The 14,663-nt window shown below is 69.6% G+C and carries 9 protein-coding genes, 1 pseudogene and 2 CRISPR repeat arrays (1 of these 12 cut by a window edge); of the genes and pseudogenes, 1 reads left to right on the forward strand and 9 read right to left on the reverse strand.

Annotated features, from left to right (window positions below):
• Positions 1-43 precede the first annotated feature (43 nt).
• Both ACFWW8_RS25615 and ACFWW8_RS25620 read right to left on the reverse strand, forming a co-directional pair.
• Positions 44-289, reverse strand: coding sequence for a hypothetical protein (locus tag ACFWW8_RS25615; RefSeq protein WP_386531661.1), 246 nt, complete (start codon positions 287-289; stop codon positions 44-46).
• On the reverse strand, positions 210-1,130 hold the full coding sequence (locus ACFWW8_RS25620) for a methyltransferase domain-containing protein (protein ID WP_386531662.1): 921 nt from the start codon (positions 1,128-1,130) through the stop codon (positions 210-212). Before ACFWW8_RS25620 ends, ACFWW8_RS25615 begins: the two co-directional genes overlap by 80 nt.
• Before the next feature lie 139 nt (positions 1,131-1,269).
• On the opposite strand from ACFWW8_RS25620, the pseudogene ACFWW8_RS25625 reads away from it, so the two are divergent.
• Positions 1,270-1,506 (forward strand): annotated as a pseudogene (locus ACFWW8_RS25625) (glycosyltransferase family 2 protein); the annotation flags it as partial.
• A gap of 202 nt (positions 1,507-1,708) precedes the next feature.
• Positions 1,709-4,238: direct repeats of the CRISPR family, unit length 28 nt; unit sequence GGACCATCCCCGCGTGCGCGGGGAGCAG.
• Positions 4,239-4,320: 82 nt separating this feature from the next.
• Here the strand turns inward: ACFWW8_RS25625 and cas2e are convergent.
• The 7 genes from cas2e to casA are packed head-to-tail and all read right to left on the reverse strand — an operon-like array spanning position 4,321 to position 13,495.
• Complete coding sequence (gene cas2e / locus ACFWW8_RS25630; RefSeq protein ID WP_386531664.1) at positions 4,321-4,662, reverse strand: type I-E CRISPR-associated endoribonuclease Cas2e; 342 nt, start codon at positions 4,660-4,662, stop codon at positions 4,321-4,323.
• Positions 4,659-5,612, reverse strand: a complete 954-nt coding sequence (gene cas1e, locus ACFWW8_RS25635) for a type I-E CRISPR-associated endonuclease Cas1e (protein WP_386531666.1) — start codon at positions 5,610-5,612, stop codon at positions 4,659-4,661. The genes cas2e and cas1e overlap by 4 nt, the downstream gene beginning before the upstream one ends.
• Positions 5,613-5,615: 3 nt before the next feature.
• On the reverse strand, positions 5,616-6,320 hold the full coding sequence (gene cas6e, locus ACFWW8_RS25640) for a type I-E CRISPR-associated protein Cas6/Cse3/CasE (RefSeq protein WP_386531667.1): 705 nt from the start codon (positions 6,318-6,320) through the stop codon (positions 5,616-5,618).
• On the reverse strand, positions 6,320-7,066 hold the full coding sequence (gene cas5e, locus ACFWW8_RS25645; protein WP_386531669.1) for a type I-E CRISPR-associated protein Cas5/CasD: 747 nt from the start codon (positions 7,064-7,066) through the stop codon (positions 6,320-6,322). Before cas5e ends, cas6e begins: the two co-directional genes overlap by 1 nt.
• Entirely contained in the window at positions 7,063-8,268 is a 1,206-nt protein-coding gene (gene cas7e, locus ACFWW8_RS25650) for a type I-E CRISPR-associated protein Cas7/Cse4/CasC (protein ID WP_386531671.1), read from the reverse strand. The genes cas5e and cas7e overlap by 4 nt, the downstream gene beginning before the upstream one ends.
• Positions 8,265-8,996 carry a type I-E CRISPR-associated protein Cse2/CasB gene (gene casB / locus ACFWW8_RS25655; protein ID WP_386531673.1) on the reverse strand — a complete coding sequence of 244 codons (732 nt, stop codon included), beginning with the start codon at positions 8,994-8,996 and terminating at the stop codon, positions 8,265-8,267. Before casB ends, cas7e begins: the two co-directional genes overlap by 4 nt.
• The gene (casA, locus tag ACFWW8_RS25660) at positions 8,993-13,495 is read right to left on the reverse strand and encodes a type I-E CRISPR-associated protein Cse1/CasA (protein ID WP_386531773.1); all 4,503 of its coding nucleotides are present in this window, start codon (positions 13,493-13,495) and stop codon (positions 8,993-8,995) included. The genes casB and casA overlap by 4 nt, the downstream gene beginning before the upstream one ends.
• Positions 13,496-13,937: 442 nt before the next feature.
• Positions 13,938-14,663: direct repeats of the CRISPR family, unit length 29 nt; unit sequence CTGCCCCCCGCGCCAGCGGGGATGGCCCC (it continues 760 nt past the right edge of the window).

The raw sequence follows: 14,663 nt of genomic DNA on the forward strand, positions 1-14,663 counted from the left end.
GAAGATGCCGTCGTAGACGACGCCGGGGCAAGCTCGTTCGTCGTCATACCTCCACCAGGAGCTCGGCGACGATCACGAGCCAGCTCGTCACCGTGACGTCGTCTGGCTTGGTCTGGGCGGCGGCCTCGGCGAGGAACACGATCTTCTGCTCGTAAGAGAGGGCGCCCTCGGGGTGGGCGAAGACGGGGACGGACAGCCGGGCCGCCCTCTCAGCCGTGGTGGTGAGCTGGCCGGTGACCTCCTCGGCGACAACGTTCAGCCCGGCATCTGCCAGAAGCCCGGTGATCACGGGGAGCTGGAGCTTCGGAGGGACGGCGGCCGTCGGCCGTCGGCGGGACGATGCCGTAGTCCCGGGCGGCCATCTGCTCGATCAGGCTACTGAGGGAGGGACCGGCCGGCGGGGGCAGCGCATCGGGGTGGGCGACCCCGGCGAAGGCGCCGCCGATGTTGAAGACGAACCGGCCACCGGGCCGCAGTATTCGGCGCACTGCGGTGACCACAGCGGCGACATTGGTTTTCCATATCGCCAAGTTGCACACGACGGCATCGACGCTGCGTGCCGGGACGTGGTCGGCCAGGTGCTCGGCGGGCGCGTTGACCCACGTCAGCCGAGCATCCGTCAGGAGGTGGCGGCCGATGCGCTGCATAGCGGCGGAGCTGTCGAGGGACATGGGCGTCGGGAGCCAGAGCGAGGATGGCCTCGGCCGTAGGCGACCGGCAGCAGCATGACCCGTCCCCGGCCGCGCATCCGGGTCGCCGTCTCCCGGTGCTGGCGCGCCACGACACCGGCCTCCGTCAGCCGTGCCAAGACCTTCCGGGCTTCCGAGGCCGAGCAGCCCAGCAGCCGGGCCAGCGTTGCCGTCCCGCGCCCATCGCGCTTCTTCACCGAGCCGCCGACCAGCTGCAGCCAGCCCGACGCCCGTGTGTTCAGCACCATCAGCAGCAGCCCGAGCCGGCCCGTCGCAGCGCCCTTGCCCGTACGGCTGGCCAGCAGCCCCGGCGGCGTCGGCTCCCCTTCTTCGGCGTCCAGCCGCGCCCGAACAACGCCTCACACAGGCGCAGCAGCGTCGCCAGTCGTTCGGTACAACAAGACGCTCAATGGGCTGATCGCGGCAGCGACGGCGGACCATCCCCGCGGGGGCGGGGAGCAGACAGTGGCCTTGGTGGAGCCGGTGGGTTCGCGGCTGCTCTCCGCGCGCGCGGGGATGGTCCCGAGCGCGATGACCGGTTCGGACGCCGGCACGTCCCTCTGATCCCGCCCACGCGGGGATGGACTCGCTTCGGAGGGTCTGGCTCGCCAAGCGGCACCTACCCGCCCCGTTGGTACCGGTCTACCTCGGTGTGTGGGTGGCGCTGACCGTGGCTCGCACCCGGTCGGTGGCGGGGCTGCGCGCGTGGTTCGCCGGGTTCGCCGAGGGCATCCAGGGATCCGGCGGCCCCCGGCGGCCCATGCGCTGGCGGACGGTCTGGCGACTGACCCGGCTGGGCCGACCACCGGTGATGTAGGGGCGGCGGTTTCCCGCCCGAGCCAGTCGGGGGCCGCGGCTGGGGTGTACTGAAGCCACGTCACGTAGCGGGCCACCCCCTCGGCGACGGTGACCTTCGGCTTCCACCCGCGGGGATGGTCCCGCTCCGCTCTTGGAGACGCCGCTCCCGGCCGGTGATCCCCTCGGCGGGTACGCGGCCACATGCAGGGGGAGAGCATCCTGGGCTCATCCCCGCGGGGCCGGGGAGCAGTCCCAGGCGGCCGGCGACGTCGCCACCGTACGGGGACCATCCCTGCGGGTGCGGGGAGCAGTACGCCAACCTGATCCCGTCCGGCTCCGCCTGGGGAACATCCCCGCGAGCGTGGGGAGCAGAACTCGCGTTCCGCGCAGCTCTACCGGAGCGGGGGAACATCCCCGCGAGCGCGGGGAGCAGGGGTTCCTCGGTTCAAAGGTCGCCACGAACGCGGGACCATCCCCGCGGGCGCGGGGAGCAGGAACACGACGAGCCGGAGCAGAGCCGGGCCGCGGGAACATCCCTTCGGGCGCGGGGAGCAGACGTCGCGGTACCAGAACCGCGACGTCGCCGGGGGAACATCCCCGCGAGCGCGGGGAGCAGACCCACGAGAGCAGCAGCGTGCGCTCCGCCGCGGGAACATCCCCGCGGGCGCGGGGAGCAGGGAGCCTGGACCCTCACGGACTACGTGGCGACGGGAACATCCCCGCGGGCGCGGGGAGCAGATGCGCCGGGCTAGGTACACGTGCCCGGCGTCGGGAACATCCCCGCGGGCGCGGGGAGCAGTCGTAGAAGCGGACGCCCATCCAGCGGTCCTGGGGAACATCCCCGCGGGCGCGGGGAGCAGCCCTCGTGAGGCTGGAGGCACAGAACCGCGAGGGGAACATCCCCGCGGGGGCGGGGAGCCGTCGTGCCTGCGTGGGTCGATGATCGTTGGACCGGGAACATCCCCGCGGGCGCGGGGAGCAGTGGGAATGGGCGGCGATTCCCCCCGCCACGTTGGGAACATCCCCGCGGGCGCGGGGAGCAGCACATGGCTGGAGTCAACGGTTTCGGGGCGCAGGGAACATCCCCGCGGGCGCGGGGAGTAGAACACGTGTGCCCGTGTCTGTTCCTGTGGATTGGGAACATCCCCGCGGGCGCGGGGAGCAGACACCGAGAAGGCCGGCGGCGCCCATCGCCGCGGGAACATCCCCGCGGGCGCGGGGAGCAGCCGCGGCGACCGGGAGGGTCTGCTCTCTGTTCAGGGAACATCCCCGCGGGCGCGGGGAGCAGGATCACCGCCCCTCTCGTCACCGCCACCGACGGGGAACATCCCCGCGGGCGCGGGGAGCAGGCGCTGATGTACCCGGTCCCGCCGAGCGCCTGGGGACCATCCCCGCGTGCGCGGGGAGCAGCTTGTTGGCGCCGCATCGGGGACAGGGCTCGGGACCATCCCCGCGTGCGCGGGGAGCAGTACCCGCGGGCCAGAGCTCCGGCGGAGGGGACGGGACCATCCCCGCGTGCGCGGGGAGCAGAAGGCCCGGCACTCGACCTGAGGGGGCCTCTTGGGACCATCCCCGCGTGCGCGGGGAGCAGGGCCGGACCTTCTCAACACGCTGTCGGGAGTCGGGACCATCCCCGCGTGCGCGGGGAGCAGCACCGCTGCCCGCCGGCGGAGCCCACCACCCTGGGACCATCCCCGCGTGCGTGGGGAGCAGCCACGAACGCGTGGGATCCGTCGGAGCAGTCCGGGACCATCCCCGCGTGCGCGGGGAGCAGTCGACGAGGCGGCCAGTGTCGAGGATGCGGATGGGACCATCCCCGCGTGCGCGGGGAGCAGCACCCCAGGTCGACGGCCACTGAACAAGGAGGGGGACCATCCCCGCGTGCGCGGGGAGCAGCAGCGGCCACCACGGCAGCAGCCGTGAGGCCCGGGACCATCCCCGCGTGCGCGGGGAGCAGCTGCGGTGATGTGAGAGAGCCGTCCGGTCAAGGGGACCATCCCCGCGTGCGCGGGGAGCAGCGCGCACCCCGACCGGGGCGGCACCGACGCCGAGGGACCATCCCCGCGTGCGCGGGGAGCAGGACGCGTCCCGTGTGCCGGTCACCCCAGCCACGGGACCACCCCCGCGTGCGCGGGGAGCAGACGGCGGCCATGAGACTCGGGATGGCGGGGCTGGGACCATCCCCGCGTGCGCGGGGAGCAGGCGAAGCGGGGCCCGGTTTCGATCAGATGGGCGGGACCATCCCCGCGTGCGCGGGGAGCAGCTGTCCCAGGGCGCTTCGTGGCTGCCCAGGTAGGGACCATCCCCGCGTGCGCGGGGAGCAGTACAAGATGCTCGCACCGAAGCGCATCGAGCAGGGACCATCCCCGCGTGCGCGGGGAGCAGTGCCGAGCCGGGAGCGCGGGGGGACGGGCGGGAGGACCATCCCCGCGTGCGCGGGGAGCAGCTGTGATTCGCTTGCCCTCCAGCCGCGCCACGAGGACCATCCCCGCGTGCGCGGGGAGCAGCTCGTCGCGATCCTCGCCGAGATGCGCGCCGCGGGACCATCCCCGCGTGCGCGGGGAGCAGCGCTTCATCTCGAACTCGACGTGGTGGATCACGGGACCATCCCCGCGTGCGCGGGGAGCAGGCCATGACGGCATCCCGGAGCGTGCCCTTACCGGGACCATCCCCGCGTGCGCGGGGAGCAGTCGAAGAAGGCCGCCGACGCCGCGAAGGGCGCGGGACCATCCCCGCGTGCGCGGGGAGCAGACTGGGTGACCTGGGGCTTTACTGGCGGGGACTGCGACTTTGATGCACTAGTTCCGAATTGCGCATCCTGCCCAAATTGGACCTATCCACCGCCGAAGCGCCGTCGCTTGGCAGCCTTGCTCCAGCCTTTCGTTACCGGCGGATGGGCGGCAGCGCTCGGCCGGTGAATCAGTGTGACGCCTTCATGATCGGCTGGGTGCCACTTGTGGTCGTGGGTCTCGAAAGCGAAGCCCTGTCCGTTGTCTGAGCTGTAGGTAAGCAAGGCTCTGCCGTTGCCTGCGTAGTGGCGAACCTCCGCCCAGAGCACTTCTCGGATGCGGGCTGATGGATCTCCGACGAAGACGCCGGGTGAGATCTCGAGGAGCCAGCGGGTGAGGAAGCCACGCAGCCCTGCCGGGCACTGCGTGAGTACGACGACCATCACCAGGTAACCTCCGCGGCGTAGTTGCGGCCGGCGGGGACGACCGTGTCGCGATCGGACCGGAGAGTCACTTGGTCGTGAGAAGCGGGAGTATCCGAGGAATCTTCCTGGTCTGCCATGAGGAGACCCGTTATGTCGTTGACGCACCGGTCGAGGAGACGCCCGCTGTTGATGCGGTCCCTCAGAGCGCGCCGTGTCCTTGAGCCGATGTCGTCAGTGTGTTCGGCGGCAACCTCGAAGGCGATCGGGATCCCGATCTCGGTCTTGTAGAGGTCGGCGATATCCAGGACGAACGAGAGCTCGTGTCCGGAGTGGACGAAGCCGAGGCCCGGGGAGCATCCCAGCGCTGCGACAACAGCGTGTGCGATGCCGTACATGCATTGGGCGGCAGCGGTCACGGCCTGGTTCGGTGCGTCGCCCGCGTTGAAGTCGCCGGGGACGTAGTGACGGCCGCGCCAAGGTACTCCTGTCCTCAGGGCTTCGCGGCGGTAGCAGTCCTTGACGCGGCGCCCTTCGCGGCCCAGGAGTTCTTGCCGGGTTGACCCGGACGGGTCCTCGTCGGGGAAGCGAAGCCGGTACATGGCCCGTGCTACCTCGAGACGGGTGCGCCGGTTGGCCCAGCGGGTGGCCTGTGCCTCCAGGAGGTCTGCTGAGCGGTTCAGGGAGCGTCCGCCTGCGTAGTAGCGGATGCCCTGTTCACCGACCCAGGCCACGGCCGCGCCGCTGTCACCCAGCACGCTGATCGCTTGATGGGTGATGCGTGTGCCGGGTCCGAGGAGGTGGGTCCCGATGGTTGCGGACGGGATGTGGGTGGTTCCCTCTGCGTCCTCGGCGGTGATGGCGTTGTCCTCGCGGTGGACCGTGCACCGTTCCAGGTAAATGAAGGAGATGCGTTCGGCGATGCGCGTGAGCTCGCGGGGTGACGGGGTCCGGCGCTGAGCAATGGTGGCCATGGGCTACACCGCCTGGGCGAGGGTCATGAGTCCGCAGCCGTAGGCCTTCGCCTTTCCGAGGCCCAGGGTCAGGGTCTGGCGGAGGAGTGCGGGGTCGGTGACCTCCAGGCGGCCGTCGAAGGTGACGGTGACGAGAGGTACTCGGTGCGGTCGGCCGGTCTGCTGGCCGGTCTTTTCGAAGCGGTGGCGGCGCTCGTCGCGGACCGTCAGCTGGAACTCGTCACCTTGTGGCAGGCGTCGTCGCTCGGCTGGGGTTTCGAGGATCCGGAACCCGGAGGCCTCCTGGCGGGCAAGGAGCCATCCCATCTGGTGATGGGGCGTGATGTGGGCTGTCCGCTTGGTGGGTTCGCCCTCTTTGCGGCGGATGTGGTGCACCGGGTTCGCGGTCAGGCGGAACGCCCACGTGGTCCCGGTCTGGAGCCCGTTGAGGAAGGTTTGGTAGTCGTAGGTCTGCCAGCCGCCCGTGGTGGGCCAGCCGGCCTGCTCCACCAGGTGCGTCAGGTCGGGGCGGCTTTCGCTGACGATATACAGCAGGACCTCGGCCTTGGCGTTCTGGTCGAGTCGCCACAGGGTGCGGGGGCCGGGTGCGGCGCTCGGGAGCGCGTCGGCGAAGGAGGACATCACCGCGGCGTGGAGGCGCTGGGGTGAGGCGAGGAGGCTTCGGGCTCCCTGCCGCGCGGTGTTGATTCGGAATCGGGTCAGGTGCATCAGGGACCGTCCATGGGGGACAGCAGGGCCTCGGGCGCATGCCGGGGTACCGGTACAGGGGTACGGCGGGCCCGGGCGGAGGGGCGGAAACCGGGGTTGGGTACGTCGACCGTGGTGGAGTGCACGCTGCGCAGGGCGTAGCGGCGGTGGCGCGGGTCGAAGCTGACGGGCTGGTCTCTCACTGCGTCGCCGAGTGGGCTGCCGGGTGTGGTGTCAGCGAGGACGGTCAGCGTCACCAGAGCATCTTTGCGGCGCTGCTCCTGGTACCACGAGGACGCCTGCCAGGTTTCGGCTGCCAGTACTTCGGAAGGGTTGTCCCCGTCCTGCACGCCGAGGTCGATGGGTCCTTGTGGGGGGCAGGATCGTCGGCCGAGGTAGGGAAGGTAGACCGGGGCGCGGACGGCGGTATGCAGTGACCTGATGAGATCGTCGTTGCCGGCGACGGCAGTGACGAAGACTGCGTCGGCGAGGTAGAAGCGGTCCGAGACGGGCATCGCCTTGCCGGTGTCGGCGTGGTGGGCTGTCTGGAAGTCCCGAAGGCGGGTTCCCGGCTGGTCAATGCGTACGGCGAAGCCCAATGCGGCGAGGTCGGACAGGTCGGCGCTGCGATCGCGGCCAAGGGCTGCCGCCAGGAGGCCTATCACGCCGCTCTTGGTGGGAGCGGTCTCGGTGGTGCGCCGGGCGAACCGGGCCGAGGCCCCCCACGACTGCAGGGGGCCGGCCAGGCGCAGGGTCAGAACGCTCATCCACGCTTCCCCAGGCGTTCCACCACGGCCTCGCCCACTTCGGCGACGAGCGGCCGGAGGTCGACCTCGGTGCCGAGCGTCGCCAGGTCGGCCGTGTGATCGCCGACGCGGAGGATCCAGGTGCGGTCGGCGGTGGCGCCGAAGGCTTTCTCGACGGCGGGAATGTGGTCTGCGAGGGCCTTGCAGGCGGCGCGCACATGGCCATCTCCGGTGTCCTCCTGGACTACGGGCTTCTCGAAGGCGCCCACGAAACTCACCGGCCGGGCGGATCGCAGCTTGACGATCACGGCGTCCGGCAGAGTGTGGTTGCCGAACGTGTTGGCCTTGCCGGTCGGCATCGACATCGTGAACCCTTCGATGAAGGCCTCCACTGCCCGCCGTACCGGCTCTCCCGTCCGCTCGCCGTCCAACAGGCCCGCGTCAAGGTTCTTCGACAGCAGGTCGATGTCGACGGCGGCGTAGCGGTACAGGGTGGCTGAGTTGAAGTCGATCGTGCCGATCATTCCGGCGCCCGGCTCGGCGCTGCTGTTCTGGTCGTCCACAGCGGTGAAGTAGTCCGCCTCGGTGTCCACGGCGTGCACGCTGATGGCGTGCGCGACCTGGGCCGCGGCGTCCACGTTGATGTCGGAGGTGTCGGCCACCATACGGCCGAAAAGGGCGATGTCGACCGAGTGGCGTGTCGCGGCGATCTGCTTGGCCCGTGCCTTGACGTCCTTGTCCTTCACGAACACCTTGGGCTCGGTGCCCTTGCCGATTCCTTCGATGGTCAAGGCCGCCAGCCCATCGATCTGCCGCGCACTGAGGAAAAGCAGGTAGGACGCCTGAGGCGCCAGGGGCGGAGCGTCGGCGTCCCCGTCCTTTCCGACCGCCTTGCGCGAAGGAGCCTCGATCTTGGCTCCGGTGGCCGCCTGCACGATCTCGGCAGCCATCGGCCAGACCTGCTCAGCCTTCAGCGACGGCTCGAGCTCGGCGACGCGCTCCGTCAACGTTTCGACGACCTTCTTCGTCCGGACCCCCAATTCGGCAGGATCCAGCAGATCGTAGAAGGCCGTGCGGGTGGCCCGCTTCCATGCCTGGCTGGAGACCCTCGAACGGCGCACGCCACCGTAGACGGCGCTTTTGGGAGCGCCGGTGTCGTCGCGGTTCAGGTTGCTCGGCGGAACGGTCTGCAGGATGTGTACGTCGAGGATGGTGCGGCTCACTCGTTTTCCCTCATCTCGTCTTCTGCGGCCATTGGATGTACGGCTGGGGCTCCCTGGTCCTTCGCGCCTCCAGGCGCCGGGATGCGGTACGCATGGAAGCTGCGCCCCCAGGCCTGCCGGACCCTGGCCGGGCCGCCGGGCCTCTGCCATTGGTCGAGCTGCTCGGCGAGCAGGGCGTAGTCGAGGGGAACCTCCGCGGTACGGAGCAACGCGACCAGTTCCCGCAGTCGCTGGGCCAGCACGTCGAGCGTGCTGGCGGTTCCCGCGCGGACAAGCCGTTTACGGATGGGCTCGTCCGTCTCCCCTCCTGACATCAGCCGGCGTACGGCTGTTCCCACGGACGGCCCGTCAGCGACGTGCATCTGCCGGGCCCGGTGGGACTGCTGGTGTACGGCCCAGAGGGTCACGGCAACGTGAGCGGCACGCTCGGCCCGCAGGGCCTCGGCCTCACTCGCGGGGACCTGTCGCTGGGCGAGGAAAGCCGCGTGGAAGCCCTCGACTCCTACCAGACCCCAGAGGTCTGGTGTCTCCGTTGGCTGCCGGCCGACGCCCCGGCGCAGGCGTGCGAGTGCCCGCACGGCGTCGGGGCGGTCGTCGAGGTATCCGCTCTGCAGGGTGCGGATATGCCGGCCGACGGCCTGTCGGAGCGGACCGACCGGCGTCACCGGCCCTGCAAGTGGTGCCGGTGTTCGGGCGGGGACCGGGATGTGCGGCACGATGTCGGTCATGGAGCTGCTACCTCCTTGCTGATGCCGGCTCCCTCTGGATCTGGCGCGGGGGTGTGGCGCAGGGGAAAGGTCTTGTTGAGACGGGCCCGGAAGACCCTTTCGGCCGCGGCGTTGTCCAGCCAGCCGGTCTCACTCGCGCCGGACAGCTGTCGATTACCCGCATCCCAGAGGATCCGATGGGCCGTCACCTGCCAGGCTGTCCGGGCCGTCTGCGGATCGATCTCCGGGCCGAGGCTTGCCAGCCATTGCCGGTAGGGGCCGTCCAGCAGGCCGAAGCCCAGGTCCCGGGCCGTTTCACGGAGCGGCTCGGGGTCTCGCCCCGCCATCCGGGCGAGGTCGGCTGCCAGGTCTCCCAGGGCGTTGACCCCGGCGTTGCTGTCGCCGACTGCTCCGAGGGCCTCCGTGGCGTATCGCTGGTCCTGCTCGTGGAGCAGGAGGACCGACATCGTGAGGCCGTCGTCGACGACCTCGTCGATGACCGACTGCTGCGTGCCGTACGCCGCACCGATCAGACGGGGCCTGATGAACGTGTCGGCAGGCAGCAGACGCTCGTACGTGAGCTCTGCGACCCATTTCAGGACCCCTGCCCGCAGATAGCCGGGAGGTTCAGATCTCTGCCCGGCCCGGTCGTGGCCCTCGGACGTGAGGAGCGCGGCGAGGCCCCGCCACGCGGCACGTGCCGGGTCGTGTTCACGAGGCATGTAGACCGGCGTGCGGCCCAGCTTCTTCTCCTGCGGTTTGCTGCGGCGCCAGCCGCTCATCGGCTCGTACATGTGCCTGTCGGGCGCGGTCAGAGGGTCGCCGTACGAGAGGACGACTCCGTGGACAGCCTGACCGTCGTGGTGCAGGCGGATCCGCCGCGATTGCCAGGTGTACAGGTCCCGCGGCCCGGTGGGCCGGGACTCCAGCCCCTGCTGCACATCCGGCCCGCACTGCTCACGGCGCCATGCCGGCTTGTCGTCCTTGTCGGTCGCGAGTGCGGTCGCGTCGGCCGCCACGAGGTTCAGAAGGAGGGTCTGCTGGAGGCCGGCACCCTCGACGAAGACGCCCCCCAGGTTGCCAGCCCACCCGACCCCTTGCGGGTAGCCCTTGCCACCCTTGACCCGGGTGTCTTCCACGGCACCTGACTTGATGCCGGACGTGTCGAAGGCGTGAGCGTGGACGACCCACCGTGCGGCCTCAGCGAACGAAAGCTGCAAGACACCGGGTTGGCGCATGGAGAAGAACGGGTCACCGTTGGGTACATCCGCAACGAGGCGGTTCAGTGACGCGACCTCGTCCTTCTGCGTCCTCAGGCCAGCGACCTGGAAGAACGGCTGAGTGGGGTGGATGAGGTCGAACCTGTCCCGGTGGCGGTCGAGATAGGCAGCGACGCCGGTGAACGGCGCCGGACTTTCGTACAGCTCCTGCCAGGAGTCAAGGTCCTCGGGCCCGTCCACCGCATCGTGCAGGATCGCCAAGAGAAGCCTCAGCAGAGCAAATTCCTGGGACGGAAGATCCCCCGTCAGTCTTCGTACTTCTCCGGCACGTGCGAACACCTCCTTCAGGGAGAGTTCCGTCGCAGTGCCGTCGTGTAACTGGACCGGCAACCACGGGCGGGAGACCAAGTCGAAACCGGGCACACCCTTCACCACCCTCACATCCTTGGCCCCGGCTGGACTGACCTCCAGCCCATCGGCGTCGCTGTAGCGGACCTCAAAGCCTGCCAGCCGGGTCTGACAATCCTCATCGAGCACAAGAACCAGCTCGCCGGCCAGCCAGTGGCACTCCGGCGTCTGCCACGCCTGCGGTCCGAACCGCTCGAGCTCATCGATGGCACGATCGATCACCCACGGCTTGGAGAAGTGGTACGGCAGCCGCAGCGCACTGGCCGCGATCGCACGCGCCGTACGAGGGGGCGGCACCGCATCAACCGGCACCTCCAGCCCACCCAGCCCCCGATCCAGCCAGGGCAGCGTCGCGTACGTGCCGTCGCAACGCCGCTGGATGACGACAACTTCCAGGCTTTCGTCACTGTCCCGCACCTGGGCACGGCCCGCCCGGGTATCGTCCGCATCACCCACACCGGCATCGATCCAGCCGACCAGAGACCTGCCCGGCTTGCGAACCTCTGCGATTCGAAACACCTGCGCCGCACGCTGCTGCCTGACGACAGCGACTTCGTACTCCCGTAGTGCGGCCGTCATCGCCTCCGCCCAATCATCTCGAGGAGCGGGGCACCCGTCCGCGTAGGCAGCCTGTACCAGCAAACTGATGTCGTCTGGAAGGGTGACCGGCCGCTGCCCCCAGAAGGGGAGCAGCACAGCCAGGGACCGCAGCAGGGCGTGCCGGCCGTAAACGGAGATCGAACCGCTGACCGGCGCCGGAGGCACGGCTTCCCAGTCCACACCGGTGATCAGGCATCGTGGAACCCGCAGGCGGGCCGGGCGGTCGCTCTGGCCCTGGCCGCGCTGGTGCCGGTGGAGCCGGCCCATCCGCTGGAGGATGAGGTCGACGGGGGCAAGATCGGTGACCAGCAGGTCGAAGTCGATGTCCAGTGACTGCTCGGCGACCTGGCTGGCGACGACGACATGCCGCCCCGTCGGCCGAGAACCCCCGGGACCGAACCAGGCCACAAGCCGCTCGTCAATACGCGCCCGATCCAGATCAAGGAAACGGGAGTGAGCGACCGTCACCGCTTCCGAGCCGAAACACTCACGTAGGACCTCCGCCGCCTGGAGAACACGGTCGACCGTATTGCGCACCACTAACGCGCAGCCGCCGCCTGCCAGCTCATCCTCCAACCGGTCCGCGAGCACGCCCAGGTCGTCACCCAGCTGCTCCATCACGACCTCCGTACGCCGGTCCGCGGCCGCTTCCGGCCCGCTGACGACGGAGGCGCGACCGGGGGCGACCACGCTGATCAGCGGATAAGCGTCTGCGGCCTCCAGCTCGGGCCGCAGTTCGGACTCACCGGCGTAGGCCTCGGCCAGCCGCCGCCGACGCCCCGCAGGCAACGTCGCAGACAGCATGACCACCGGCACCCCGTACGCACCGAGCCACGAGAGCACACGTTCCAAGTACTCGCTCATGTAAGCGTCATAGGCATGCACCTCGTCGATGACAACGACCTTCCCGGCCAGCGCGAGATGCCGAAGCGCCAGATGCCGGCTCTTGAGCCCGGCAAACAGCAACTGGTCGATGGTCCCTACGACGAAAGGCGCGAGCATGCCCTTCTTCCGCCCCCTGAGCCATTGATGCGCGACAAGCTGCGCCTCGGCAGCGCACGTGTCATCACGGCGTGAGGTGGAGACAACGGAGACCGCGTCCAGATCGACCGCCGCGATCGTACGGCCGCCGGCCCGCATATCCTTCGCGAAGTCGTCGTTGAGTGAGCCCTTTGAATGGGCCAGGAAGACCGCAAGATCCATGTCCCCGGGCAGAGCCTCCAACCAGCGCCTCGTCCGGCTGTACATCGCGTTCGATGTTGCACGGGTCGGAAGGGCGATGAAGCAGCCTCCAGCCCCCGACTTCGCGGCGAAGATTTCCACTACGGCGAGTGCGGCTTCGGTCTTGCCTTCGCCCATCGGCGCCTCGATGATCATCAAGCCAGGCGCATCCGCCTCCCGCGCAAGACGGACCGCCTCCTCCTGCAACGGCCGAACGGACGGCAGCCCGAACCGCGCGGCGAAAAGCTCCTGAACCGTACCCTCAGGCGCCTGTGCCTGCCACGGCCGGGGAAGACCGATACCACGCCACGCAGCATCCACCCGTTCGGCTTCGTCGCGGTGCTGATCCTCAGGGAAGAGCAGGAACAGATCAGGATTGCTCGCGATCCAATCGGCGACGATCACCAACGCAGACAGAACAGCCTGCACGGGCTGCGACAACTTCACGCTCTGCCATCGTAAAAGCCGCTCCCGTACCCCGTATGCCGCCGCACAGGCGTCAAGGAGCTCAGTCTGCACAGCACGCCAGAGCCCCTCGCTCGAACCCGGGGTTCGCAGAAGCTCACCATGCCGGCGCAGGTCATGAAACTGCTCGTGTGCCGGCGGAACCCCGTGATGCCCTCCCACCGGCACCGCGAACGCCATCACGTTGCGAGGCGGCCACCCCAGCCGCTCCAGCCATTCCTCTAACAACACCTGCCCAGCCAGACCGTGCGGGGCACGCTTTCGCTCGGCGCCGAACTGCTCCCGCGTCAACATCTTCAGCCCGCCATCGCTCATGCGGGCCGCCAAAACCTCGACCTGGCAAGCGAACGCGGGCGTCGCCTTCCCGATGTCGTGAACAGCGCAGAGCCACACCACCAGCGCCCTAGCGTCTTCGCTTCCGTTGGGTAGATGGCGGGCCACAAGGTCGCGCACCTGGCGCGGAACCCACCCGTCCCAAAGCCGTCCCCCCACGGCCGCTGCGTCCGCCATGTGACGCCACAAAGGGAGCCACTTCTCGGTCTTCCGATCGTGCTTCGCCCACACGGTGCGCGCCTCGGTCGTGAGCCGTGCACTCCAATGCGGCATACCGTCCTGCACCCCGGATCCCTCCCCAGAGACCACTGTCCGCCGCCGCTGCCGCTGCCGCAGATTTCGAACACCAGGACCTACGAAGCGCGAGCCTGTAGCCTGCTCCGGACACGGCTTCTAGAAGATCCCTCGTGCGAGTGAACCGCGGACGATCGCCGGTAAAGATCACCAGACTCATCAGGGACGCTACTCGAATTACAGAGGCTCAAAGCTGGATTCGTTGAAAGACGTGAGGAGCCTTTCAATCTGCACGAGCACATGGGTCATCCCTGCGCTGCGTAGTGGATGGGGCTTGCCTGCCGCCGTGCTACTCGTGGGTCAGCCTCAGGTCGAAAGCTGGCGTCTAGCGTGGGGCGGGAGTCGTGTGCCTGAAATGTCGCATTCTGGAGAAGTGATGTGCATCGGCTCTTGGCCACCGTAGAGTTCCTGGTCAGCCAGTCTGCCCCCCGCGCCAGCGGGGATGGCCCCACCCATCCTGCAGAAAGTCGGCGCGCCTCTGACTGCCCCCCGCGCCAGCGGGGATGGCCCCGCCGACCAGGTCCGCGACGTCCTCGCCACCGCCTGCCCCCCGCGCCAGCGGGGATGGCCCCCGGATCGCACCGACCACCGACATCGGACGGACCTGCCCCCCGCGCCAGCGGGGATGGCCCCGCGATGACGGATTTCGCCCTGAAGGGCAAGGCCTGCCCCCCGCGCCAGCGGGGATGGCCCCTTGGCAGGAGGGGACACCTGAAACCGTGCGCACTGCCCCCCGCGCCAGCGGGGATGGCCCCTCCGCGGGGCAGGTGCGTCCGTGGCTGCGGAACTGCTCCCCGCGCCTGCGGGGATGGCCCCACCAGGACCCACGAGGCCCGAGAGCCCCTAGCCTGCTCCCAGCGCCTGCGGGGATGGACCCCTGCCGACCGAGCTGCGGTCGCAGATGTCGGCCTGCTCCCCGCGCCTGCGGGGATGGACCCGCGGCGAGCTGGTCGAGGGTGAGGCCCTGCTTCTGCTCCCCGCGCCTGCGGGGATGGACCCCTGGAGTCCGCCACCGACGTCCGCCCCGGCGGCTGCTCCCCGCGCCTGCGGGGATGGACCCGTGACCGCGACCCGGGCGGGCGGGTGCCCGGCCTGTTCCCCGCGCCTGCGGGGATGGACCCGCCCAGGCGTCGTCCATGCAGCCGAT

The sequence above is a fragment of the Streptomyces sp. NPDC058701 genome (assembly GCF_042715295.1).
In the GTDB taxonomy this organism is placed as follows: domain Bacteria; phylum Actinomycetota; class Actinomycetes; order Streptomycetales; family Streptomycetaceae; genus Streptomyces.